This is a genomic window from Ancylobacter sp. TW_SC_1, assembly GCF_056836805.1.
The window spans coordinates 3,172,892-3,194,428 of record NZ_CM166365.1; the positions used below are offsets into that span (position 1 = coordinate 3,172,892).

Consider the following 21,537-nt stretch of genomic DNA (forward strand, 5'->3'; position numbering starts at 1 on the left):
GCCGTCAGGAGATGTATTCTTTCGACTTGAAGGTCAGGTGCTGGACCGATTTCGGCGCGTCGGCGATCTTGCGGATGCTGCCCCAGGTCTGCTTGTAGTTGGGAATGACGAACTCGTTCACGCCCGCCGACACGACGTTGCCCTGCACGCCGGTGGGATAGCCGAACAGCATGAAGGCCTGCTTCGGCTTGGCCGTCGGCGTCGGATAGGCCATGGCCTGGGTCGAGCCGTTGTCGTTATAGACTTCGACGAGGTCGCCGTTTTTGAGGCCGAGGTCGGCCATGTCCTTCGGGTTCATTTCGATGAACGGGTAGGGCCAGCGATCCATGACGAACTCGTTCTCGGTGTCGAGATAGGCGCTCTGCCACACCAGATTGGCCCGGCCATTGTTGATCAGGAACGGGAACTTGTCCTTCTCGGCCTGCTTGCCGGGCGCTTCCAGGCCCCGCCACTGCGTCGCGGCGAACACCGCCCTGCCGTCCGGCTTGTTGAACTTTCCGTCCGCGAACAGCCGCTTGGTGCCGACGATCCTGCCGTCCTCGATGCCGGTCGCCGGTTCCTGGAAGCCGTTGGTTCCCATGGTCCTGAGCAGGTCATAGGTGACGAACTTGCCGCCTTTCTCATGGCCGTGATAGCCGTCCATGAAGGCGTCTTCCTCGGTCTTCCAGTCGAAGCCGGAGAATTTCGCCGCCATGTCGGCCTTGCCCATCTCGCCGAGCACGCGCTGCATGTGGTTGGCGATACGGGCCGCGATCAGGCAATCCGGCATGGCGACGCCGGGCGGGTCCATGTAGCGCTCGGTGAGCCGCATCCGCCGTTCGCCGTTCATCGAGGTGAGGTTCATCTCGCCCGAGGTTGCCGCCGGCAGCATGACGTGCGCCGCTTCGCCGACCTTGGTCGGGACGATGTCCACGTCAACCGAGAACAACCCTCCCTTGCGGATCGCGTCCATGATCGCCGCGACCATGGCGGGCCGATCGCCATAGGGAACGGCGTTCATGGCATCCTTCACCATGTCGGTGCGCTTCTTGTAGACGCGCTTGAACTCCATGGCGTTCAGCGTCGTCTTGTAGTGGTCGCAGCCCCAGATGTGGTGGACGCCGCCCTTGCCCTCGATCAAGAGCTTGTCGACATAGGCGGCGGGACGTCCGACATGGGCGTCGGAGGGGCGGGAATAGCCTTCCTGATGACCGCCCATGCGCACGCAGCCGCCGCCGGGACGGCCGATATTGCCGGTCGCCAGCGCGAGGTTCACCAGCGACTGATTGGTGCGGTAATTGTCGTTGCCCCAGATGAGACCCTTCTCATAGGCGAACATGGTCCGGCGGCGCGCTCCGCCGGCCTTGGGCGCGGCGATCCAAGTGATCGCCTTGACGATGTCGGCCTCGGAAAGGCCGGTGATCGTCGCCGCCTCCGCGACCGACATCTTGTTCGCCGCGAGCGCCTTCTCGAACTCGTTTGTCGAGGCACCGATGAAGGCCTTGTCGATCCAGCCCTTTTCCGCCGCATAGGTGAACCACGCGTTGAACAGCGCGAGGTCGGTGCCGGAATTGAGCGCGAGATGAAGCACGTTGTCCCTGCCAGCCTCCACTTCGCAGGCATTGACCGTCACCGTGCGGCGCGGATCGACGATGACGACCCGGCCCCGGGCCACCGGCTCGCTGCCGAACTCGGCCTTCTTCTTGTCGAGCGATGTGCCGCGCAGGTTCGGCACCCAATGGTTCAGGAAGTAGTTGGTCTGGGTTTCCAGCGCGTTGGTGCCGACGGCCACGATGGTGTCGGCGAGCTGGGCGTCCTCGTAGCAATTGTTCAGTTCGCCGACGCCCATGTCGCGTGAGCCGTGGACCTCGGAATTGTAGGCCGGGCGGTTGTGGATGCGGATGTTCTTGACCTTCATCGCCCCGAAATAGAGCTTGCCGGTGCCCCAGGTGTTCTCATAGCCGCCGCCGGCGCCGCCATGGTCGAAGGCGGAGACGAACAGCCCCTCCTCGCCCTGTTCGGCGATGACGGCGGTTGTCACCCGGGCGACGAGGTCGAGCGCGTCCTCCCAGCTGGTCGGCTGCAGCTGGCCGTAGCGCCAGACCAGCGGATCGGTGAGGCGCTGGAGCTGGGTGTTGCGCTGGCGCGAATAGCTCATCTCGGCGATGCGGGCGCCGCGCACCGAGCCGAGCCCGGAGTTCACCGAGCATTCGCGGTCGGGCTTGATGACGATGTGCACGTCTTTGCCGTCCTGGCGGACGATGTTGTACATGGACGGGGCGTACCAGGCCGGGGTGTCCGCGCCCTGCTGCTGGGAGAGATCGACGCCGAACTTGTTGTCGGTCGGGGCCGTGCCGCCCTCATAGCGGGCGTCCCAGCTATAGGCCTTGTAGCCGCAGCCGACGATGCAGTAGTGACAGACGACGTTGTGGACCTTGGCGTTGGCCGGGACGATGGGCAGCCGGCCGATCTGGCGCTTGTAAGCCATTGTTTCCTCCCTCAGAGCACGTTCGACAGGCGGCCATACAGGAGCTCGTCCACGCCTTCGGCGTAGATGTCGCCCTTGTCGTCGATCCGCAGCGCGTATTGGGGGAGGTTCTGCGTCGCCTGACCCCAGACCTGCTGTCCGCCTTTCTCGCAGTCGAAACGCGAGTAATGGCCGGGGCAGTTCAGCGTCTTGTCACCGGCGGAATAGGCCAGCGGATATCCCTTGTGCGGGCATACGGTCGAGAACCCGACGATGTCGCCATCGGGACCGGCACCACCCGGCACCGGCGTGCCGAGTTTCAACAGGACGCCCGGCGCGTCCTCATCGGGATAGGCGACATGGATCGGCTCGTTCGCCTTGAGATCCTTCAGATTGGCAAGGCGGTTCACCGGGTATTTCACCAGCGCCGCCGTGGGTTCAGCGGCTCGGGCTTCTGCCGGCAGCACGGTGGCCGCAGCCGCCCCGGCTGTCATCACACCTGCGCCGGTCAGAAACTGGCGGCGTCCGGCATCTATGAGGCTGTTGCACCTCTTCATTTTAGCTCCCTCCCATCATGCAGTGTCCGCTCGCGGACAACATCGCTTTGCACGAGCCGAGCCAATTGAAGATCGATAATGATATCAGTCTCTTGGTATTATTCAGGCAGCGCATGTCCAGCCGCGATGTTCGACAATCCGAACATGCTGCGGCGCCGTTGGTTCGAACTTTCGAACATGGGCCCTTGCGCTAAAGCTCGGTGCCAAGACCAAGGCGGCGCATCTTCTCCCATAGGGTTGTGCGCCCGATGCCGAGCAGCCGCGCCGCCGCGCTTATCTCGCCCTGCGTACTGGCGAGCGCACGCAGGATGTGCCTCTTCTCCGCGTCGAGGCGTGCCTCCTCCAGCGAACCGAATTGACCGGAGCGCTCATGACGCTCCAGGGTCTCTTCGGGAAACAGGTCGCCCGGCATGATCCAGGGGCCCATGCCGAGAGCGATCGCCCGCTCCATGCGATTGCGCAGCTCGCGGACATTGCCCGGCCAGGAATGGGCGAGAGCGGCCTCTTCGGCGAGGGCGCTGATGCCGTTGGCCTGGGTCGCCAATCGGCCGGAGAGTTCGGCGAAGACACGCTCCATCAGCCAGGGAATGTCCTCGCGCCGCTCCCGCAGCGGCGGCATGCGTACCGTGACGACGTTGATCCGGTAGTACAGATCCTCGCGGAAACTGCCCGCCGCAACGCGGCGAGGAAGATCGGCATTGGTGGCGGTGACGAGCCGGCCATTGAATCTCAGCGGCCGCTCGCCACCGACGCGGGTGAAGCTCCGGTCTTCGATGAGACGCAGCAGCTTGACCTGCAGTTCGGGGCGCAGTTCGCCGATCTCGTCGAGAAACAGCACGCCGCCCCCGGCCCGCTCGGCATAGCCCAGATGACGCTGTGCGGCGCCGGTGAAGGCGCCCTTCTCATGACCGAAAAGCTCGCTCTCCAGCAGATCTGCGGGGATGGCTGCACAATTGACGGCCATGAAGGGCTCGGTGGCGGCCTCGGACATGGCATGGAGGAAATGAGCCGCAACCTCCTTGCCGGTCCCTGTCTCGCCCGTGATCAGGACGCTCGAATTGACCCGGGCAACACGCCGCAGCAGCCGCTCCGTTTCCCGAATGGCCGGCGAAATGCCCAGGGCGGCTTCGTCGCCCACTTCAGGCGGGCGCATCAGATCGCCCAGGCGCGCGAGAAAGTCGTTCATCTCGAACGGCTTGGTGACATAGTCGGCGGCACCGGCGCGCATGAGGCGGACGGCTTGGTCGATGTCGCCATGAGCCGTGATGAACAGGAAGGGGGGCGCGTTGGCGCCGCACGCGGCGGCCCGGAACACGGCCTCCCCCGCCACGTCGGGAAGCCGGATGTCGCAGATGATCGCCTCGAAGCGGCGCGCGGCGATCTCGCCCAGCGCGTCCTGCCCGGCCTGCCACCATTTGACCGTCATGCCTTCGAGGGTGAGCCGCTGGACAAGGCTTTCCCCCATGATCGGATCGTCCTCGACCAGGCCGATCAGAACCGGATCAGGCGACATTGGCCAACTCCTCGTCGCGGGCGAAGGGGACCGACACGCGCACGCAGGTGCCGGCATCCTCGGGGTAATCGACACAGATAGTGGCGCCGAGGTCGCCGAGCAGCCGGTGCGTCATCCACAGACCAAGGCCCGCTCCATCGCGCAGGGGGCGGGCGGTGGCGCCGCCGGTCAGCAGCGCCGCCGCCTCGCGCGGCAGGCCCGGACCGCAGTCCCGCACCTCCACCAGCAGTTGCTGACCAGTTGCCGCTGCCGAGAGGATGACAGTCGAGCCTTCGGGCGATGCCGCGACGGCATTGAGCAGCAGATTCAGCACGGCCTGCCGCATCGGCGTGCTGGGCAGGGCTATGCTGTTCTCCAGCGTGTTGAAGATGGTGACGCTGATCCCCCGTCGGCGGGCTTCGGGGGCGACGAGCAGGCCGAGATCGTCGATGTCCGCCGCCATCAGGTCGCGCCGGCTGCCGTCGGTCCGGTAGAGCGCGAGCGTCGTGCGCACCACGTCGCGTATGCCGACTAGGCCGCGTTCGAGCAGGCCCACCGATCCGACGCGGACGCCCTCGATGTGGCCGTGGCTCTTGACGGTCGCGAGCGCGTTGAACAGCCCGCCGAGCGGATTGTTGATCTCATGGGCCAGCGCCGACGCCAGTCGCCCGAGGCTGCCGAGACGTTCTTCCTCGGCGAGGCGCTTGGACAGCTCCTGCCGCTCCGCCGTCGAATGCACGAGCTCATTGTAAGCCTGAAAGAGACGGCCAAACTCGCCATGGCTGGCGGCAACGATGTCCGGCGCAATGGCCGCGACATGACTCTCGCGCGCACTGCCGAGATGGTCGGACAGAATGCGGATCGGCCGCATCATGCGTGCCACCAGCCACCAGCCGGCCGCCGCCAGCAGCAAGGTCAGAACTCCGTTGGTCAGCACCAGCGCCGTCAGCACATCCCGCCGCTCGATCGCCAGATGGCGGGTATCGAAGCTCGCATAGATCGTTCCCACCTTTCGCCCGGGATAGGCGAGCTCGCGCTGGGCATGGGCGCGATCCGCTCCGGAATCGAAGCGGAACGTCTCCCGGTCCGTGGCGGCGACGATCGAAGACGGCACGCTCGTGCCGACCGGATGGGCTCGCGGATCGGAGGCGGCGATCACATGATTGTCGGCACTGGCGACGATCGCCTCCACCGGGCGCAGGCTCTTGTTCAGTTGCTGCGCCCGCTCGATCGCGTCGAAGACTTCCCAGACATCGTCGCGCAGGATCGACGGCGCCACCGCCGAGGACAGCCCGTCGAGATAGCTCTGGGTGAGTTCGCGAAGATGGCGCCCTTGTGTGTCGTCGAGGCGTGACAGCACGCGTTCGGAGAGGACGACACCGACAAGAACCATGAGCGCGGCGACGGCCAGCGGCACCTTCAGGGCCACCGGCCAGCTACGGGGATCGAGAGACGGAGGCATCGGTTAGCCCTCGAGCGCGACGATGGCCGCCTTCGCGGCGATCGTGTCGAAGAGGTCGGCGTCCTCGCGCGCGAAGCCGTCGAGCCGCAGCATGGCGAGGATGGCGCGTCCATCCGTGTCCTCGGACATGTTCAGCAGCGCGGCGGACAGTCGCGCGAGGTGCTCCTTGTCCACGGCGATCCGTGGGGCGGCGATCGGCGGGAAGCCCAGCCATTCGGAACGCCGGAGGATACGGGTGCGAGCGGTAAGTTCCGGCTCCAGCTCGGCGACCACCTCATAGACATAGCCGTCCACCGATCCGGATGCCGCCAGCCCCGAGGCGACGGCACGAATGACGTTCCGATGGCCATAGGTGAAGAATGTCCGCTCGAAGAAGGTCTCGGGCCGGGCATGAGCCTCGGCCAGAGCCGCGCGCGTGACCAGGAAGCCGGAATTGGAATCGGGATCCGAGAAGGCGTGCACATCGCCCTTGAGGTCGGCGAGGCCTTCGGCCCGGCGATCGGCATCGACGATCAGATAGGACTGATAGAGCGGCCTGCCGCGCCATCGCGGCACGGCGACCAGCTGAAGCTCGGTCTCGTGCATGACATAGGGGTAGCCGCAGATCCATGCCGCGTCGATCTGTCTCGAAATAAGGAGAGCAACGATCTCCTGATAGGTGCGGCGGGTGACCAGATTGACCGGAACACCTGTCGTCCGCTCAAGGTATGCTTGGAGACGACCAAGCAATTCCAGATCGGACGTAAGAAAGACGGGCGTTAAACCGAAGCGTATTTCTGATGATTTCGCCTGAGGCAGGCGAGGAAATACCGCAAGAGAGGCGAAGAAAGACGCCAACCCCGTCAAGAATACGCGCCGATCCGATCCGAAGACGGATTTCCGAGACATGGCGTTTCCTGTTTGTAGTTCTTCTTGTTCCAGTCAGGCTACCTTGTTTTGGCGTCTGCGGAAATAGATGACGCGATCACAAGCGCCGACATGGGCCGACCCACGGCATATGGGTGTCACCGAACTGTCATTCCCGGCTGGTACGGCGCAGCGGGTCTGCGAAACGCACGCACTGATGTGAGCGCCGGACACGTCAATCATCCGAGGGGATCTGGGTATGAGGGTCGGCATCAACGGCATGGGGCGGATCGGGCGGCTGGCGCTGCGGGCGGCGATGGGGGCTGCCGAGCGGCAGACCAGCGATCCGCGCGCCGGCAACCGGCTTGATGTCGTTCATTTCAACGAGATCAAGGGCGGCGCCGCGGCGACCGCGCATCTCATCGAATTCGACAGCGTGCAGGGACGCTGGCGGACGCAGATCGAGACGCCCAGCGAGGAAGCCGTCACTATCGCCGGCAAGCGCATTTCCTTCTCCGCCCACGCCGCCCCAGCCGATATCCCGTGGGGCGACCTTGGCGTCGATGTCGTGCTGGAATGCACCGGCAGGTTCCTTACCCCGTCCGTCCTGCAGGGCCATCTTGAGCGCGGCGCCAAGCGGGTGATCGTCGCCGCGCCGGTGAAGGATCCCTCGGTGCTCAACGTCGTGGTCGGCGTCAACGAGCATCTCTACGATCCGGCCGCGCACCCCATCGTCACGGCGGCGTCCTGCACCACCAACTGCCTCGCCCCGGTGGTGAAGGTGGTGCATGAGGCTATCGGCATCCGGCACGGCCAGATCACCACCATCCACAACCCGACCAACACCAATGTCGTGGTCGATGCTCCGCATAAGGACTTGCGCCGCGCCCGTTCCGCCATGCTCTCGCTCCAGCCCACCACCACGGGCAGCGCCACCGCCATCGCGCTGATCTATCCCGAGCTGAAGGGCAAGCTGAACGGCCATGCGGTGCGCGCGCCGGTACTCAACGCCTCGCTCACCGATGCGGTGTTCGAGATGCAGCGCCCGACCAGCGTCGAGGAGGTGAACGAGCTGTTCCGCGCGGCTGCCGAAGGTCCGCTCGCCGGGATTCTCGGTTATGAGCCGCGCGCGCTGGTCTCGGCCGACTATGCCCGCGACACCCGTTCCTCCATCGTCGACGGCCTCTCCACCCTCGTCACCGACGAGACGCTGCTGAAGGTTTACGCCTGGTACGATAACGAGATGGGCTACGCCTGCCGCATGGTCGATCTCGCCTGCCACATGCACAAGGTCGGGATCTGAACATGACGGGAGCATCGGCGAGCGGGCTGCGCAACTACGCGATCGTGACGGCGGCCTATTGGGGCTTCACGCTCACCGACGGCGCCCTGCGCATGCTGGTGCTGTTCACCTTCTTCCAGCTCGGCTACTCGCCCTTCACGCTGGCCTTCCTGTTCCTGCTCTACGAGGCGGCGGGCATCGGCGCCAATTTCATCGGCGGGTGGCTGGCGGCGCGCTACGGCATCACGCGCATGCTAACCGTGGGGCTGGTCACGCAGATCGCGGGCTTCCTCCTGCTGTCCGCCGCCTCTCCCGAATGGGGCAGCACGCTGCTGGTCACCTGGGTGCTGCTCGCGCAGGGCGTGTGCGGCGTCGCCAAGGACCTGACCAAGACCGCGTCCAAATCGGCGATCAAGATCACGGAATCGCAGGCCGGCGGGGAGGCCGAGGGCCGGCTGTTCAAATGGGTCGCCTGGTTCACCGGCTCGAAGAACGCGATGAAGGGCGTCGGCTTCTTCCTCGGTGGTCTGCTGCTGCAGTTGGTCGGCTTCCGCTATGGGCTGTGGCTGATGGCGGGGGCGCTGTTCCTGGTCATGCTGGGCGTGGTGTTCTCGCTGCCCGCCATGATGGGCAAGGCCAAGGCCAGCGCCAGCGCCCGCGAACTGTTCGCCAAGTCGAAGGGCATCAATCTGCTGGCGGCGGCGCGCGTCGCCCTGTTCGGCGCGCGTGACGTGTGGTTCGTCGTCGGCGTGCCGGTGTTCCTCTATGCCAGCGGCTGGACCTTCACCATGGTCGGCGCCTTCCTGGCGCTGTGGACCATCGGCTACGGACTGGTGCAGGCGGCGGCGCCCTCGCTGGTGGCGCGCAGCCCAGATGGGCTGTCGCGCGAGGTGCCGGCGGCGCGCTGGTGGTCGCTGGCGCTGGCCATCGTGCCGGTGCTGATCGCCGGGGCTCTGGCGTTCACTCCGCCCGATCCGACACTCGTGCTTGTGGTGGGGCTCGCCGTGTTCGGCGTCGCCTTCGCGGTGAACTCCTCCGTGCATTCCTATCTGGTGCTCGCCTATGCCGGCTCGGAAAAGGCGGCGGAGGATGTCGGCTTCTACTATGCCGCCAACGCGGCGGGGCGCTTCATCGGCATTCTCGCTTCCGGCTTCCTCTACCAGTTCGGCGGCATCTACGCCTGCCTCCTCGGCTCCGCCGCGATGCTGTTCGTGTGCTGGGTCGTGACGCTGGCGCTGCCGACGCGCTCGGGATCCGCGGCGGCGGTCGCCTGACGGAGCGAATTCCGGCGTTCAGGCGCGAAGAATCTGCTCGGCCCAGACCACCTGCCTGAGCAGGTGATCGTCGGCTCCCGACACCGCGCAGAACTGGGTCGAGAGCGGCAGCCCCTCCGTCGTCCATCCGCTCGGCAGCGCTACGCTCGGCATATCCAGGAAGCTTGCGATCATCGTCAGCGCCAGGGTCGCGACATTGACCTCAGCGAAACGCGCGGGATCCGCTTCCAGCGGAGCCAGCAGCGGCGGGACATGCTTGACGGTCGGCAGGATCAGCGTTGCGCCATCGAGCTCCACGCGCAGGCGCTGCATCTCCCGCGCGCGGATCGACACGAGCTCGGCCGCCGCGTCGGTGGATATGCCGGCGGCACCGTCGAGCCGGCTCACCACGCGCGGATCGACGAGGACCCGTTTTGGCCCGGCCAGAGTGTCGAGATGAAGCGCCCTCGCCTCATAGGCGCCAAGCCAGCCCAGCGTCGCGATGGCCTCGCGTGCGCGGTGCCACGCCTCGACACGCTGGCGCCGGATCGTCGCGTGTCGCGAAAGTTGTGCCAAAACCTCGTCGAAGTGAGCCCGAACAGGCGCCGTGACCGTCGGATCGTCCAGTATGGCGTCGTCGACGATAAATTGCGCAGGAGTGGGCTGTAGCGGGCGCGGAACAAGGCCGCGCATCGCCGCGTCCATCGTGGCGCAGTCGGCGACGCAACCGGCGAGCGGGCCGAGGCTGTCGAGGCTCCGTGCGAGAGGAAACACGCCGGCCATGTCGTAGCGCGCCTGCGACGCCTTGTAGCCGACGCAGCCGGTGAAGGCGGCGGGCACCCGCACCGAGCCGGCGGTGTCGGTGCCGATCGCCGTCGGCACGATCCTGCGCTGGACGGCAACCGCCGAGCCGCAGGAGGAGCCACCAGGTACGCGCACCCCGATCCCCGGCAGGTCCGCGGTCGGCGTGCCGAAATGCGGGTTGGCACCAATGCCGGAGAATGCGAACTCGCTGAGATTGGTCTTGCCTATCGGAATGAAGCCGAGGCGCCGGGTCGCCGCGACCACCGGCGCATCCGCCCCTGCCCGCTCCGCCCCGTCGCGGGTCCGCGAGCCGGCGCTGGTCCGTGTGCCGGCAATGTCGAACAGGTCCTTCCACGCGATCGGAATGCCGTCATAGCGACTGAGCGGCCTCCCCTCCGTCCATCGCCGGCGGCTGGCGTGGGCTCCCGCAAGGGCCGATTCCGACATGAGGGTAATGAACACGGCATCGGACGCCAGCGCCCGTGCGAGCGCGCCCTCGACCAGACGGACCGGATCGGTTCGACCAGCGGCGAGGTCGGCGGCGAGATCGTCGAGGCTCTCGGACATGACCGGCTCCGGCGTGCTGGGAGGCTCTTGGCCGGCAAGCGGGCGCGCCGGCCAAGAACGCTCTCCTGTGTGTCAGACGTGACCGTACTTGGCCAGCGCGTCGGCGAGCGAGAGGCCGTTGGCCAGTTCGGCGCGGATGGCGACCTCGGTGCGGGTGAGGCGCTCGGCCTCGACGAGCACGGTCTCGACCACGCCGGCGGGGATGACGATCACCCCATCCTCGTCGCCGAGCAGGAAGTCGCCCGGCGAAACCTCTACGATGCGGCTGGTGGCGCCGCGCATGACCACCGGCACCTGCCAGGCATTGACCTTCCAGCGGCCGATCGACTGGGTCGGCGTGCGGTAGCGCGCGAAGACCGGAAAGCCGTGCTCGCCGATCCAGCGTATGTCGCGGATGCCGCCGTCGATCACCGCGCCGACGCAGCCGCGCTCCTTCATGCCCAGCGCGATCAGCTCGCCGAAATAGCACACGCCCTCGCCGTCACCGCTCCATACGGTGATCTCGTCCGGGCCGACGCCGTGACAGGCCTTCATCTTCTCGGCGTCGCCGCCGAGCGGATAGGGCGTCTTCTGGCCGCGGATCGTGTAGGCCCAGCCGGCGATGCGGTTGTTGTGCGCGGGATAGGGCGCGAAGTCGGCGGCGAGGCTCTGGTCCATGAAGCCGAGCGTGTCGAGCACGTCGGCGACGTTCGACGTGTCAACGGCGAGATAGCGCCGGCGTATGTCGGCCTTCTGCTCCGGGGAGAAGGCTGGCGCGCTGTCCGTGGTGTTCATCGGGGGTGTCTCCCTGGATCAGATGTTGGGCAGATAGCCGCCGTCCACGCGGATCACCGAGCCGGTGATGTAGGCGGCGCGGGCGCTGGCGAGAAAGGCGACGGTGTCGGCATATTCCTCAGGCGTGCCATAGCGTCCCATTGGGATGGAGCCCGTGCTTTCGGCGACGATGGCCTCGACGGCCCGCCCCTCGCGCTTCGCCTTCTGCTCGTCGAGGAAACGGATGCGAGCGGTGGCGATGCGTCCAGGCAGGATGATGTTGGCGGTGATGCCGTCCGCCGCCACTTCCCGCGCCAGCGTCTTCGACCAGCCGACAAGGGCGGAACGCAGCGCGTTCGAGACGCCGAGATTGGGGATCGGCGCCACCACGCCGGAGGAGGTGGAGGTGACGATGCGGCCCCATTTGCGCGCCCGCATGTTCGGCAGCACGCGATCGGTAAGGTGGATTACCGACAGCACCATGGCGCGGAACTGCGCTTCCCAGCTCGCCGGCGCCACGCCATGGGCGGGACTCGGCGGCGGTCCACCCGTGTTGTTGACGAGGATGTCGACCGGCCCCAGCGCCGCCTCGATCGCCGCGACATGGCCGTCGCAGGCGTCGATGTCGGCGAGGTTCCACGCGAGCGGCAGCGTTGCCGCTCCCAACGCCTCGAGTTCGGCTTGCGTGACCTTCAGCGCCTCGGCGTCGATGTCGGCGAGGGCGACCCTCGCCCCTTCCGCCGCCAGCGTCCGGGCGATGGCGCGACCGAGCCCACCTCCGGCGCCGAGCACCAGCGCCGTGCGTCCATTCAGTTCCAGATCCATGGGAGTGACTTTCTACGATCCGACCCGCAGCGGCGCGTTCAGCTTGCGCAGGTAGGAAATGACCGAGAGAGCGGTGATGCGTCCGGTCTTGGGGTTGTCGGTGGGAATGTTGGCGATCGACATGGTGAAGCTCGCCGAATCCGCGTCGACCTCGATGGTGTGGGTGTTGCGGGTGAGCGCGGGATCGGCCCAGATCTCCAGCCGGGTGCGATCCGGCCCGATGCCGGCCAGCGCCAGTGCCACCGCGACGTTCAGATTGGCGGGAAAGCCGATCGCCGCCTCGCGCGGGGTGCCGTCGAAGACGCGCAGCGGCTCGGTGATGTCGTCGATGGTGATGTCGTGCTCGACCAGATAGGGCGCCCCCGCAAGCCCCTTGACCGGCTTGCGGGTGATCATGCGCACCGAGCGGATGTCGCCCTCCGCGGCCGCCGTCACGGCATCGAGCCCCAGCAGAGCGCCTGTCGGCACCACGATCTGCCCGCCATGGGTGCGGGCGAGCTCAACGAGGTCCTGATGCGAGAGGATCGCTCCGGAGGAGAGGACGATTACGGTCTTGCCGGCCCGGAGGAAAGGTCCGGCGATGACGGGCAACAGCGCCGCGGGCGCGCATTCGACGACGATGTCGGCAAGGGCTTCCAACTCCTCGACCGTCACCACCGGCACCGGGCGCCGCAGATGCGCGAGCCGCTCGGCCGCGCGGACGCGGTCATTGGCGGAAACCGCGACGAGTTCGCAACCGGGCAGACCGTCGTCGAGGGCGCGCGCCACGCGCAGGCCGACGGCGCCGAGGCCGGCGATGGCGACGCGAAGCACGCCCCTGCTGTGATCGGGCGTGGCCGGCGCGGGTGCCGGCTCGGTGTAGGGAGAACTCATGACTGCGTGCCTTGCGTGGAAAGATCGTCCGGTGCGGGGAACAGCGAAGCGTAATGCTGCGCGCAGGCGCCCGCGGTGGTGAACCAGATGCGGTCGCGATGGCGGGCAAGCGCCTCCATCACCCGGCGGAACTGCCGGAGGCGGAAGGGCTGGCCGACGATGAAGGTGTGGATGGTGATGCCGAAGACGAGAGGCTGGCGCTCGGACTGCGCAAGCATTTCCTCGAGGTTGTCGATCGCCATGTCGGCGAAGGCGGTTGCGGTGCCGTCGTGCAGCACCACCATCGGCACGTCGTTGACCTCGTGCGGATAGGGCATCGCGAGCAGCGGGCCGCCCTTTGTCTTCATCCACACCGGCTGGTCGTCGATAGGCCAGTCCAGCGTGTAGCCGTAGCCAGCCTGCGCCAGCAGATCCTCGGTGCGCGCGCTTGGGTGCGCACCGGGGCTCATCCAGCCGGCAGGGGGCGTGCCCTCCTCCTTGCGGATGCGGGCCGTCACTTCGGCGATGAGCGCGCGCTCGGTCGCCTCGTCCATGCCGTTCGGGTGCTCGGAATTGGTGCGGCCATGGGCGACAATCTCGTCGCCGCGCCGGCGATGGGCGGTAACAAGTTCCGGGCAATGATCGTAGCAGGCGCTGTTGAGCAGCACGGTCAACGGCAGGCCGTACTCCTCGAACAGCTCGATCAGCCGCCACCCGCCGACCCGGTTGCCATACTCGCGCCAGCCCCAATTGTAGGAATTGGGGTGGCTGAGCCCCGGCGAATAGGCGAGCCCGAGCCCGGAGCCATAGGAGAAGTGCTCGACGCACAGCGCGACATAGACGGCGAGGCGCTTGCCTCCCGGCCAGGAGAAGTCCGGCCGGGCGGTGATGGGCGAGTAGGTGAAGCGGTCGTGGGACGGCAGCATGGAACGCTCCTCGGCGATCAGGGCCGATAGTCTACGGGGGCAACGACAAGGCTGAGGTCGACGCTGCCGACATTCTCCGGCGTAACGAGCACGGCAGGCGTCACCACCTTCGCTTCGACCTTGCCCTTGGTGGCGGCGGCCAGCGCCTGAACAAGCGCCGCCTTGCCCTGTGCGACGATCTGCTGGATCGAGGTACAGGCGAGGTCGCCATCGCTAAGCATCTGCTGGGCGGTGGGGGAGAGGTTGGAGGCCGACACCTTCACGGAACCCTTGCCGGCGCTCTTCAGCGCAGAGACCACGCCCGCCGCCATGTCGTCAGTGGCGCTGTAGACTCCGGAGAGGTCCGGGAAGCGCTGGATCCAGTCGTCGGCGGTGGTCAGCGCGGCGTTGCGGTTGTCGGCGAGGCGCGACTCCGCGACGATCTTCACGTCGGGGGCCACCTTGGCGAGCGTGTCCCTGAAGCCCTGCGCGCGCAGGTCCGACCATGCCTGGCCGCTCGGGCCGGCCATCATCGCCACCTCGCCTTTGCCGTTGATCGCCGCCGCCAAGCACTCGGCCTGCAGTTTGCCCATGTCGTAATGGTCGGCGCTGACCACGGCCGCGAGCTTCCCGGTGTTGGGCGGCGAGGAAATGCCGACCACCGGAATGCCGGCGGCCACCGCCCGCTCGACAATCGCCTTCACCGCGTCGCCATTAGTGGCGCCGACGATGATGGCGTCGACCTTACGCTGGATCAGGTCCTGGATCTGCGAGATCTGCTGGCTCGAATTCGCGTCGCCGCCAGCGCTGAGCGTGACAAGTTTCGCCTTGTCGGCCCTGGCGGCGGTGTCGACACCGTACAGCACGGAAATCCAGAAGGACGAACCGAGATTGGGGACGGAGACCCCGATCACCGGTTCAGCGGCCGCGGCCGGCGCGACGGCAGCGGACAGGAGGAGAGCAGCGAGGGAAGCGGCACGGAACAGGTTCATCGGAACGTCCCTTTCGGTTGGAAGGTCTTCGCAAGCCGGGAAAGAAGGAAACGCAGGCCCGTATCCATCAGCCCCGAGGTGATGATCACGGCGCCGACGGCGATCTGGGCGAAGAAGGGCGAGACGCCGGAAAGGTTGAGTCCCGTGAGGACCACCTGCACGAATGCCGCACCGGCGAGCACCGCCCACACATTGGCGCGCCCGCCCGCCAGCGCGGTACCGCCGATCACCGCCGCGGCGATCGACTGCAGCTCCATGCCGGCGCCCTCGGTCGGCAATCCGGCGCCGGCGCGGGCCGCCATCAGCGCGCCGGCAAGCCCGGCAAACGTGCCGCACATCTGGTATGCGCTCAGCTCGATACGCCACGGCGTCCCGCCGACCAGCGCCACCGCTTCCGGGTTCGAGCCGAGCATTAGGATGCGTCGGCCTATGACGAGATGGCGCAGAACGACATGGGCGAGGGCTATGCAGGCCAGTGCCGCCCAGCCGAGCGGTGGCAGGCCGAGAACCGCGTCGAAAGCGAGCCCGGCGGTGTCTCCCGTTTCCAGCGGCACCGCCTGGCCGTCGCCGGTGACCAGAAGCGCCAGACCTTTCACCGCCAACAGCGTGCCGAGCGTGGCGACGATCGGCTGGAAGCGGGCGTAGCCCACCAGCCAGCCATTCAATGTTCCGCAGGCGAGGCCGACCGGCACGGCGAGGAGCAGCGCCGGCAGGCCGAAGGCGTTCGCCGCCATTGCTCCCAGCGTGCCGGAAAACGCGGCGACCGCGCCGACCGAGATGTCGAAGCCGCGTACGGTGATGGCGAACATCTGCCCGACCGCCAGCAAGGCAAGGATCCAGATCTGGCTGGCGATGCTGAGCCCGTTGTCGAGCGTCAGGAAGCCGGGCGTAGCGAGGCCGAAAAGCGCCGTCGCGGCCAGGATCGAGACCGGCGCGACGAGAAAGCGGGCTCCGCTGTCGCTGAGGGGCCTCATCGAGCGCCCCTCCCGACGAGGCGCTTCAGCGCCGCCCAATCCTTCTGCAGGCCGACGGCGGCGAGCACCGCGAGGCCGAGCAGCACCAATTGCCAGGCCACCGGCAGGTTGATCAGCACCACCGCATTGTTGAGCATGGCGACGGTGAGCACGCCGAACACGACCTGCAGGACATGTCCCCGCCCTCCCGACAGCGGCAAGCCGCCAATCGCGCAGGCCGCGATGGTTTCGAAAGGCAGGTTTGGAGCGAGGGCCGGCTGGCCGGAAGCGACGCGGCTCGTCAGGATGACCGCCCCGACCGCACAGAAGGCGCCAGCCGCCGCATAACCAAGAAGGGTAATGCGGGCGACATCAAGACCCGCGAGCCGCGCGGCCAGCGGATTGGCGCCGACATGATACCAGAGCCGGCCTACCCGCCCATGCGCCAGCAGCACATGCAGCACGACGCAGGCGAGCATGGCGGCGAGGATCGGCACGGGAATGCCGAGGACGCGCCCGCGCGCCGGCCAGGAGAAGGCGGCGGAGGGCGGCGCATCGAGTGGCAGGCCTCCGACCAGCCAGGAGGCTGTGCCGGAGGCTATCATCAGCGTGCCGAGCGTCACGATGACCGGCGGCAGTCCCATGCGCCCGACCAGCCAGCCATTCGCCACCCCGATGGCGATGACGGTCGCGCCCCCCGCCGCGAGGCCGGCGATGGGCCCCGCTCCGGGCAGCACCATCACGGTCACGACGCTGGCCAGTGCCACGGAGGCACCGAACGAGAACTCGATGCCACCGAGAATGATGACGATCGCCTGTCCGCAGGCGACGACGCAGAGAATGGCGGCGACGCGCAGCACGTTCTCCAGATTGCCGAACGTAGCGAAGCGCGGCACGAACAGGCAGCACAGCAGAAACAGGCCGAGGCAGACCAGCGCCACCGCCGGCGGGCGGGGCAGCCTCTGATATGGGGGGTGGCCCGACAGACGTTTGCTCATCATGCCGCGATGCTCCCCGACAGCGCCGATAGCAGCGCCGCGCGTGCGGCGTCTCGCGGCAGCTCGGCGACGAGAGTGTTGTCGCGTAGGACGAGATAGCGGTGGGCGAGAGCCATGAGTTCGTCGAGATCGCTGGTGGCGACCAGAACCGCGACGCCCGACGCAGCGGCTTCGCGGATGGCATCATGAATAATGCCGCGGGCGGCGACATCGACGCCGCGTGTCGGCTCCAGAAGGACCATCGCCTTCAATCCCGGTAGGGCCAGGCATCGACCGATGAGCAGCTTCTGCTGGTTGCCACCGCTGAAGGTCGACGCTTCCGCTTCGGGGCGCGACGGATGCAGCTTCAGGCGGCGTAGCAGCGGATCGATCCGCTCCACCTCCTCGGACGCGCGCAGCCAGCCGAGACGCGTCAGCCTGCCAAGGGCCGCGACCGAGACGTTGCGCCGTGCCGCGAGCGGGGCGAACAGGCCCTCGACATGACGATCGGCCGGAACATAGGCGATGCCGAGTGCCGCCGCGCGCACGCGATCGCCGGGCGTGACGGCATGTCCCGCCACCGAAAGCTCTCCCGCGCCAGCCTGCGCGCCGGCCAGCCACGCGGCGAGGCCGAGCGCGCCGGAGCCGATGAGACCAGCCAGCCCGACGATCTCTCCGGCATGGATGGTGACGTTCGTGTCGCGGCGTGCGTCGCGGCGGACAGCGAAGCCGCGTCCGACCAGCACCGGCTCGGCCCGCGCGCACGGGTGCTCCGGGGCGACCTCGACACCCGCGCCGAGCATGGCATGAGTTAGCTCTTCGCGGCTGTGCCGGCCGATGGGTGCGGCGTCGATCACCGTGCGGCCGTCGCGCAGCACGGTGACATCGTCGGCGAGCGCCTCGATCTCGTCGAAGCGGTGGGAGATGAACAGGGCCGCCGTGCCCGTGGCGCAGAGCCGGCGGACCACCGCGAACAGACGGTCGGCCTCGCCGGTGTTGAGGGCCGCAGTCGGCTCGTCGAGCACCAGCACGCGGCAATCGAGACTGAGCGCGCGGGCCACTTCGACCAATTGGCGTTCGCCGAGCGACAGTGTCCCGAGCGACGCGGCGAGATCTACATCGAGCCCGACCTCGGCGAGCCATCCCCGCGCGCGCAAGGGATCGACGAGACGTCGCCCTGCCCACATTCCGACACCACCGGCAAGAGCGAAGGCCGACAGATTTTCGTGCACGCTCAATTCCGGAAACAGGCTGAGGTGCTGGTGGATCGGCACGATGCCGGAGCGGATGGCCTGCGCCACTGCACCGAAGGTGACGGGCACGCCACCCACCTCGACACGGCCGGCATCGGGCATGACCGCGCCGACGAGGATCTTCACCAGCGTCGACTTGCCCGCACCGTTCTCGCCGAGCAGCGCATGCACGCGCCCACGCCGCAGGGCCAACCTTGCATCGCGCAGCGCGCAGGTCGCGCCATAGGTCTTGGCGATGCCGGTGGCGAGGAGCGCTTCATCGGATGCGGGCATGGGATTCCTCGCCCGGACGCTGGCAGTCCGGGGTGAGCGGGGCGACGTGGTGAGCGGTGGAATTCGCGTGCAGCTACGATGCCGGGCGGGGAAGACTGTCACAAACGATTTGTTCGACGCTCATGCATGAGCTAGGTTCATGCATGACGGAGGTGGTGGATGAGAAAGAGGCGACTGCCACCTTTGAATGCGCTGAAGGGATTTGAGGCCGCGGCACGCCATCTCTCCTTCACCCGCGCAGCCGACGAGCTTCATCTCACTCAGGGAGCGGTCAGCCGGCAGGTGAAGGAACTCGAGGTCGAGCTGGGCCAGAACCTGTTCGTGCGCCACACGCGACGCATCGAGCTCACCGCGGAGGGCGAGCAGTTCTACCGCGTGGTCGAAGGGATCTTCGACGAACTGGAGCGCGCCGCATTGCGCCTGACGCGCCGGCGCAGCGATCCGGCCATCACCATCAGCGCGCTGCCGACCATCGCCACCGTCTGGCTGATGCCCCGGCTGCATCTTCTCGTCACCCGCCATCCGGAGATCGAGGCGCGTATCGTCTCCTCGATAGAGGCGGCGGACCTTCTCGCCCACGACGCCGACATCGCCATCCGGGTCGGCCGGTTGCCGGGCCGGCGCTACGAGCGCACCCAGCCGCGCATCGAACTGCCGATGGTCACCCGCTGGGAAGGCGTGCACGCCGATGAACTGTTCCCCGACCGGCTTGTTCCGGTCTGCACGCCCGCGCTGTTGAACGAGGACGTGCGCGAGGCGGCCGATCTTCTCGCCTATCCGCTGATCCACACCACGACGAGGCGTTATGCCTGGCCCGACTGGCTGCGGGCCAATGGCGTGCGATACGAGGCGGAGAGCGACCCGCACCTGCAGTTCGGGCATTTCTTCATGGCGCTCGACGCGGCGCGGCAGGGCCGTGGCATAGCGCTGGTGCCGGATATCCTGCTGGCGCAGGACGAGGGCGCACGGGGCCTCTGCATCCCCTATGCAAGCGAGATTGCGAGCGCGGGCGAATACTACCTTCTCATCCATGATTCCCGGATGGACGATCCGCGGGTTCAGGTATTCCGATCATGGCTTCTCGACGAGGCGGTAGCCCTCCGCACACGCAGCTTCATCCCGCCGACCGAATGAGGCCGTCGGCCATCTCGCTTTGGCCCGACGCCACCACGATACCGATCGGCCGGCTCGACCTCGACGAGGACAACCTGTCGAGCCTCCGCAGCTAGGCCCCGCAGGGCGCGCGCAGCAATCCCTTGAGCACCAGATCGAGATGCGCCTCGATAAAGGCCGCCTCGTCGAGCGGGCGACGCTCGGCGAACAGCAGGCGCCAGACACTCATGTGCATGAGCGAACTCACCACCACATCGGACATCCGCGTCACCGCGCTGTCGCGGAATTCGCCGGCTGCCACGCCCTCCACCACCACGCCGTGCACCGCATCGACGAGGGGGGCGATGAACTCGTCATGGTGCCGATCGACGATGTGGGGAAAGCGGGCGCCCTCGGCGAGCGACAGGCGCAGCAGCTCGCGCGCCCGGCGGTCCCCGGCGATCTTCTCGTAGCCCAGCCGCAACGTGCCGCGCAGCCGCTCGGTGTAGCTGCCCTCCAGCCGGTCGATGGCGATCTTGAGGTCGGCGAACAGGGAGGAGACATGGCGGACCACCTCCTCGAACAGCACCTCCTTGTTGGCGAAGTAGAGATAGATGGTGCCTTTCGTCACATCGAGGCGCGCGGCGACGTCCTCGATGCGCGTGGCCGTATAGCCCTTTTCGACGAACTCCTCGAACGCCGCGTCCAGGATTTCCAACGGCCGGCGCGCCTTCGTCTCGGCACGCGTCAACTTGCCCACTGCCTTGGTGCTCAACCCTGCCTCCTCTTCCTCGCGCCTCTTATACCAGTTTTGGCAATCATATAATTGACTGACTCGTTAGTCAGTGATATTCGGCATGTCATCGACGTCACGTCATGGCAGGCCGCATGCAGCCGTTCCCCTTTCTTGCCTTGTGCATCTCCTGCGCCGTCCTGGCGGGCTGCGGCGAGCCCGACGTCGCGCGGCAGGCCGAACTGCTGCGCGTGCGCACCGCTTACGCCAGAGCGCTCAATTATCAGCCCACCGTCGAGATCACCGGCGAGATCAAGGCGCGCGTGCAGTCGGAGCTGTCGTTCCGCACCGGCGGTCAGGTGACGGAACGCCGGGTGGATGTCGGCGCACAGGTGCACAAGGGCGATGTGCTCGCCCGCATCGAGGACACCGAGCAGCAGGCGGATGTCGAGATCGCTCGGGCCAAGCTCCAGTCCGCGAAGGCCACGCTCCTGCAGAAGAAACTTTCCTATGACCGCTACGCCGCCCTGCTGGAAACGCGAGCGATCGCGCAGGCCACCTTCGATCAGGCGAAGGAAGAACTCACCACCGCGCAGGGTTCCGTGGACACGGCACAGGCCAATCTCTCCACCGCGGAGGATGCACTGTCCTTCACCGAACTGAAGGCCGATGCCGACGGGCTGATCACCGCCCGCGACATCGAGGTCGGCCAGGTCATCTCCGCCGCCCAGGCGGCGTTCACCCTCGCCCATGACGGCCCGCGCGACGCCGCATTCGACGTGTTCGAGGCGTTCTTCCTCAAGGGCGCGCCCGCAGCCGACATGACGGTGGCTCAGATCGGCAGCCTTGAGACGGCCCGGGCCACCATCCGCGAGATTTCGCCGGTGATCGACACCAGCGCCGGCACCATCCGGGTCAAGGCGACGCTGCCGGAGAATGCCCAATGGTCGCTCGGAACAGCGGTGGTCGGGACATTCCGCGCGGCCCCGCAGCACGGCGTGGTGGTGCCGTGGAGCGCCATGGCCTCCCTGGACGGCACCCCCGCCGTCTGGGTGGTCGAGCCGCCCGGTAACACGGTTTCACTCCACAAAGTCACGGTGGAGACCTACCGGACCAATGATTTCCTCGTCGCATCCGGCCTGACCCCGCAGGACAGGATCGTCATCGAAGGCGGGCAATTTCTCGTCGAAGGCCGGGCCGTGGCGTGGGGAGAAGACTGA

19 protein-coding genes are annotated in these 21,537 nt (G+C 67.2%); 4 read left to right on the plus strand and 15 right to left on the minus strand.

Going from position 1 to position 21,537, the window contains the following annotated elements:
• Nucleotides 1-4: 4 nt before the first annotated feature.
• The 5 genes from AC1PZ7_RS14790 to AC1PZ7_RS14810 all read right to left on the minus strand — a co-directional run bounded on the left by AC1PZ7_RS14790 (nt 5) and on the right by AC1PZ7_RS14810 (nt 6,845).
• Nucleotides 5-2,467, minus strand: coding sequence for an arsenate reductase (azurin) large subunit (locus tag AC1PZ7_RS14790; protein WP_482355974.1), 2,463 nt, complete (start codon nt 2,465-2,467; stop codon nt 5-7).
• 11 nt (nt 2,468-2,478) lie between these two features.
• Entirely contained in the window at nt 2,479-3,003 is a 525-nt protein-coding gene (locus tag AC1PZ7_RS14795) for an arsenate reductase (azurin) small subunit (protein ID WP_482355975.1), read from the minus strand.
• A 190-nt stretch (nt 3,004-3,193) separates the two neighbouring features.
• Nucleotides 3,194-4,516: a sigma-54-dependent transcriptional regulator gene (locus tag AC1PZ7_RS14800; protein ID WP_482355976.1), complete on the minus strand. Its 1,323-nt coding sequence runs from the start codon at nt 4,514-4,516 to the stop codon at nt 3,194-3,196.
• Nucleotides 4,506-5,957, minus strand: coding sequence for a sensor histidine kinase (locus AC1PZ7_RS14805; protein WP_482355977.1), 1,452 nt, complete (start codon nt 5,955-5,957; stop codon nt 4,506-4,508). The genes AC1PZ7_RS14800 and AC1PZ7_RS14805 overlap by 11 nt, the downstream gene beginning before the upstream one ends.
• Nucleotides 5,958-5,960: 3 nt before the next feature.
• The gene (locus AC1PZ7_RS14810) at nt 5,961-6,845 is read right to left on the minus strand and encodes a substrate-binding domain-containing protein (protein WP_482355978.1); all 885 of its coding nucleotides are present in this window, start codon (nt 6,843-6,845) and stop codon (nt 5,961-5,963) included.
• A 217-nt stretch (nt 6,846-7,062) separates the two neighbouring features.
• Between AC1PZ7_RS14810 and AC1PZ7_RS14815 the strand changes: the two genes are divergently transcribed.
• Nucleotides 7,063-8,106, plus strand: coding sequence for an ArsJ-associated glyceraldehyde-3-phosphate dehydrogenase (locus tag AC1PZ7_RS14815; RefSeq protein WP_482355979.1), 1,044 nt, complete (start codon nt 7,063-7,065; stop codon nt 8,104-8,106).
• Between the two features lie 2 nt (nt 8,107-8,108).
• The gene (gene arsJ, locus AC1PZ7_RS14820; RefSeq protein ID WP_482355980.1) at nt 8,109-9,359 is read left to right on the plus strand and encodes an organoarsenical effux MFS transporter ArsJ; all 1,251 of its coding nucleotides are present in this window, start codon (nt 8,109-8,111) and stop codon (nt 9,357-9,359) included.
• 18 nt (nt 9,360-9,377) lie between these two features.
• On the opposite strand, the gene AC1PZ7_RS14825 is transcribed toward arsJ, so the two are convergent.
• From AC1PZ7_RS14825 to AC1PZ7_RS14865, 9 genes are all read right to left on the minus strand, one after another.
• Entirely contained in the window at nt 9,378-10,709 is a 1,332-nt protein-coding gene (locus tag AC1PZ7_RS14825; RefSeq protein ID WP_482355981.1) for an amidase family protein, read from the minus strand.
• Nucleotides 10,710-10,781: 72 nt separating this feature from the next.
• On the minus strand, nt 10,782-11,483 hold the full coding sequence (locus AC1PZ7_RS14830) for an RraA family protein (protein ID WP_482355982.1): 702 nt from the start codon (nt 11,481-11,483) through the stop codon (nt 10,782-10,784).
• A gap of 18 nt (nt 11,484-11,501) precedes the next feature.
• Nucleotides 11,502-12,287 (minus strand): SDR family oxidoreductase, encoded by a 786-nt coding sequence (locus AC1PZ7_RS14835; protein WP_482355983.1) that lies wholly within the window; start codon nt 12,285-12,287, stop codon nt 11,502-11,504.
• A 12-nt stretch (nt 12,288-12,299) separates the two neighbouring features.
• Nucleotides 12,300-13,160, minus strand: a complete 861-nt coding sequence (locus AC1PZ7_RS14840) for an aspartate dehydrogenase (RefSeq protein ID WP_482355984.1) — start codon at nt 13,158-13,160, stop codon at nt 12,300-12,302.
• On the minus strand, nt 13,157-14,065 hold the full coding sequence (locus AC1PZ7_RS14845; RefSeq protein WP_482355985.1) for a polysaccharide deacetylase family protein: 909 nt from the start codon (nt 14,063-14,065) through the stop codon (nt 13,157-13,159). Before AC1PZ7_RS14845 ends, AC1PZ7_RS14840 begins: the two co-directional genes overlap by 4 nt.
• A gap of 17 nt (nt 14,066-14,082) precedes the next feature.
• Complete coding sequence (locus AC1PZ7_RS14850; RefSeq protein ID WP_482355986.1) at nt 14,083-15,036, minus strand: substrate-binding domain-containing protein; 954 nt, start codon at nt 15,034-15,036, stop codon at nt 14,083-14,085.
• Nucleotides 15,033-16,010, minus strand: a complete 978-nt coding sequence (locus tag AC1PZ7_RS14855; RefSeq protein ID WP_482355987.1) for an ABC transporter permease — start codon at nt 16,008-16,010, stop codon at nt 15,033-15,035. Before AC1PZ7_RS14855 ends, AC1PZ7_RS14850 begins: the two co-directional genes overlap by 4 nt.
• Entirely contained in the window at nt 16,007-16,990 is a 984-nt protein-coding gene (locus tag AC1PZ7_RS14860) for an ABC transporter permease (RefSeq protein WP_482355988.1), read from the minus strand. The genes AC1PZ7_RS14855 and AC1PZ7_RS14860 overlap by 4 nt, the downstream gene beginning before the upstream one ends.
• Nucleotides 16,987-18,492: a sugar ABC transporter ATP-binding protein gene (locus tag AC1PZ7_RS14865; RefSeq protein ID WP_482355989.1), complete on the minus strand. Its 1,506-nt coding sequence runs from the start codon at nt 18,490-18,492 to the stop codon at nt 16,987-16,989. Before AC1PZ7_RS14865 ends, AC1PZ7_RS14860 begins: the two co-directional genes overlap by 4 nt.
• A 159-nt stretch (nt 18,493-18,651) precedes the next feature.
• Between AC1PZ7_RS14865 and AC1PZ7_RS14870 the strand changes: the two genes are divergently transcribed.
• Nucleotides 18,652-19,626: a LysR substrate-binding domain-containing protein gene (locus tag AC1PZ7_RS14870; RefSeq protein WP_482355990.1), complete on the plus strand. Its 975-nt coding sequence runs from the start codon at nt 18,652-18,654 to the stop codon at nt 19,624-19,626.
• 91 nt (nt 19,627-19,717) lie between these two features.
• On the opposite strand, the gene AC1PZ7_RS14875 is transcribed toward AC1PZ7_RS14870, so the two are convergent.
• A complete protein-coding gene (locus AC1PZ7_RS14875; protein ID WP_482355991.1) occupies nt 19,718-20,359 on the minus strand; it encodes a TetR/AcrR family transcriptional regulator in 642 nt (213 codons plus the stop codon).
• Nucleotides 20,360-20,472: 113 nt separating this feature from the next.
• Here AC1PZ7_RS14875 and AC1PZ7_RS14880 point away from each other — a divergent pair, with 113 nt between their 5' ends.
• Entirely contained in the window at nt 20,473-21,537 is a 1,065-nt protein-coding gene (locus AC1PZ7_RS14880; protein ID WP_482355992.1) for an efflux RND transporter periplasmic adaptor subunit, read from the plus strand.

Excerpts from the sequence above, each read along its gene's own strand:
- AC1PZ7_RS14790 (WP_482355974.1), bottom strand. The coding sequence starts at position 2,467 with ATGGCTTACAAGCGCCAGATCGGCCGGCTGCCCATCGTCCCGGCCAAC.
- AC1PZ7_RS14795 (WP_482355975.1), bottom strand. The coding sequence starts at position 3,003 with ATGAAGAGGTGCAACAGCCTCATAGATGCCGGACGCCGCCAGTTTCTG.
- AC1PZ7_RS14800 (WP_482355976.1), bottom strand. The coding sequence starts at position 4,516 with ATGTCGCCTGATCCGGTTCTGATCGGCCTGGTCGAGGACGATCCGATC.
- AC1PZ7_RS14805 (WP_482355977.1), bottom strand. The coding sequence starts at position 5,957 with ATGCCTCCGTCTCTCGATCCCCGTAGCTGGCCGGTGGCCCTGAAGGTG.
- AC1PZ7_RS14810 (WP_482355978.1), bottom strand. The coding sequence starts at position 6,845 with ATGTCTCGGAAATCCGTCTTCGGATCGGATCGGCGCGTATTCTTGACG.
- AC1PZ7_RS14815 (WP_482355979.1), top strand. The coding sequence starts at position 7,063 with ATGAGGGTCGGCATCAACGGCATGGGGCGGATCGGGCGGCTGGCGCTG.
- arsJ (WP_482355980.1), top strand. The coding sequence starts at position 8,109 with ATGACGGGAGCATCGGCGAGCGGGCTGCGCAACTACGCGATCGTGACG.
- AC1PZ7_RS14825 (WP_482355981.1), bottom strand. The coding sequence starts at position 10,709 with ATGTCCGAGAGCCTCGACGATCTCGCCGCCGACCTCGCCGCTGGTCGA.
- AC1PZ7_RS14830 (WP_482355982.1), bottom strand. The coding sequence starts at position 11,483 with ATGAACACCACGGACAGCGCGCCAGCCTTCTCCCCGGAGCAGAAGGCC.
- AC1PZ7_RS14835 (WP_482355983.1), bottom strand. The coding sequence starts at position 12,287 with ATGGATCTGGAACTGAATGGACGCACGGCGCTGGTGCTCGGCGCCGGA.
- AC1PZ7_RS14840 (WP_482355984.1), bottom strand. The coding sequence starts at position 13,160 with ATGAGTTCTCCCTACACCGAGCCGGCACCCGCGCCGGCCACGCCCGAT.
- AC1PZ7_RS14845 (WP_482355985.1), bottom strand. The coding sequence starts at position 14,065 with ATGCTGCCGTCCCACGACCGCTTCACCTACTCGCCCATCACCGCCCGG.
- AC1PZ7_RS14850 (WP_482355986.1), bottom strand. The coding sequence starts at position 15,036 with ATGAACCTGTTCCGTGCCGCTTCCCTCGCTGCTCTCCTCCTGTCCGCT.
- AC1PZ7_RS14855 (WP_482355987.1), bottom strand. The coding sequence starts at position 16,010 with ATGAGGCCCCTCAGCGACAGCGGAGCCCGCTTTCTCGTCGCGCCGGTC.
- AC1PZ7_RS14860 (WP_482355988.1), bottom strand. The coding sequence starts at position 16,990 with ATGATGAGCAAACGTCTGTCGGGCCACCCCCCATATCAGAGGCTGCCC.
- AC1PZ7_RS14865 (WP_482355989.1), bottom strand. The coding sequence starts at position 18,492 with ATGCCCGCATCCGATGAAGCGCTCCTCGCCACCGGCATCGCCAAGACC.
- AC1PZ7_RS14870 (WP_482355990.1), top strand. The coding sequence starts at position 18,652 with ATGAGAAAGAGGCGACTGCCACCTTTGAATGCGCTGAAGGGATTTGAG.
- AC1PZ7_RS14880 (WP_482355992.1), top strand. The coding sequence starts at position 20,473 with ATGCAGCCGTTCCCCTTTCTTGCCTTGTGCATCTCCTGCGCCGTCCTG.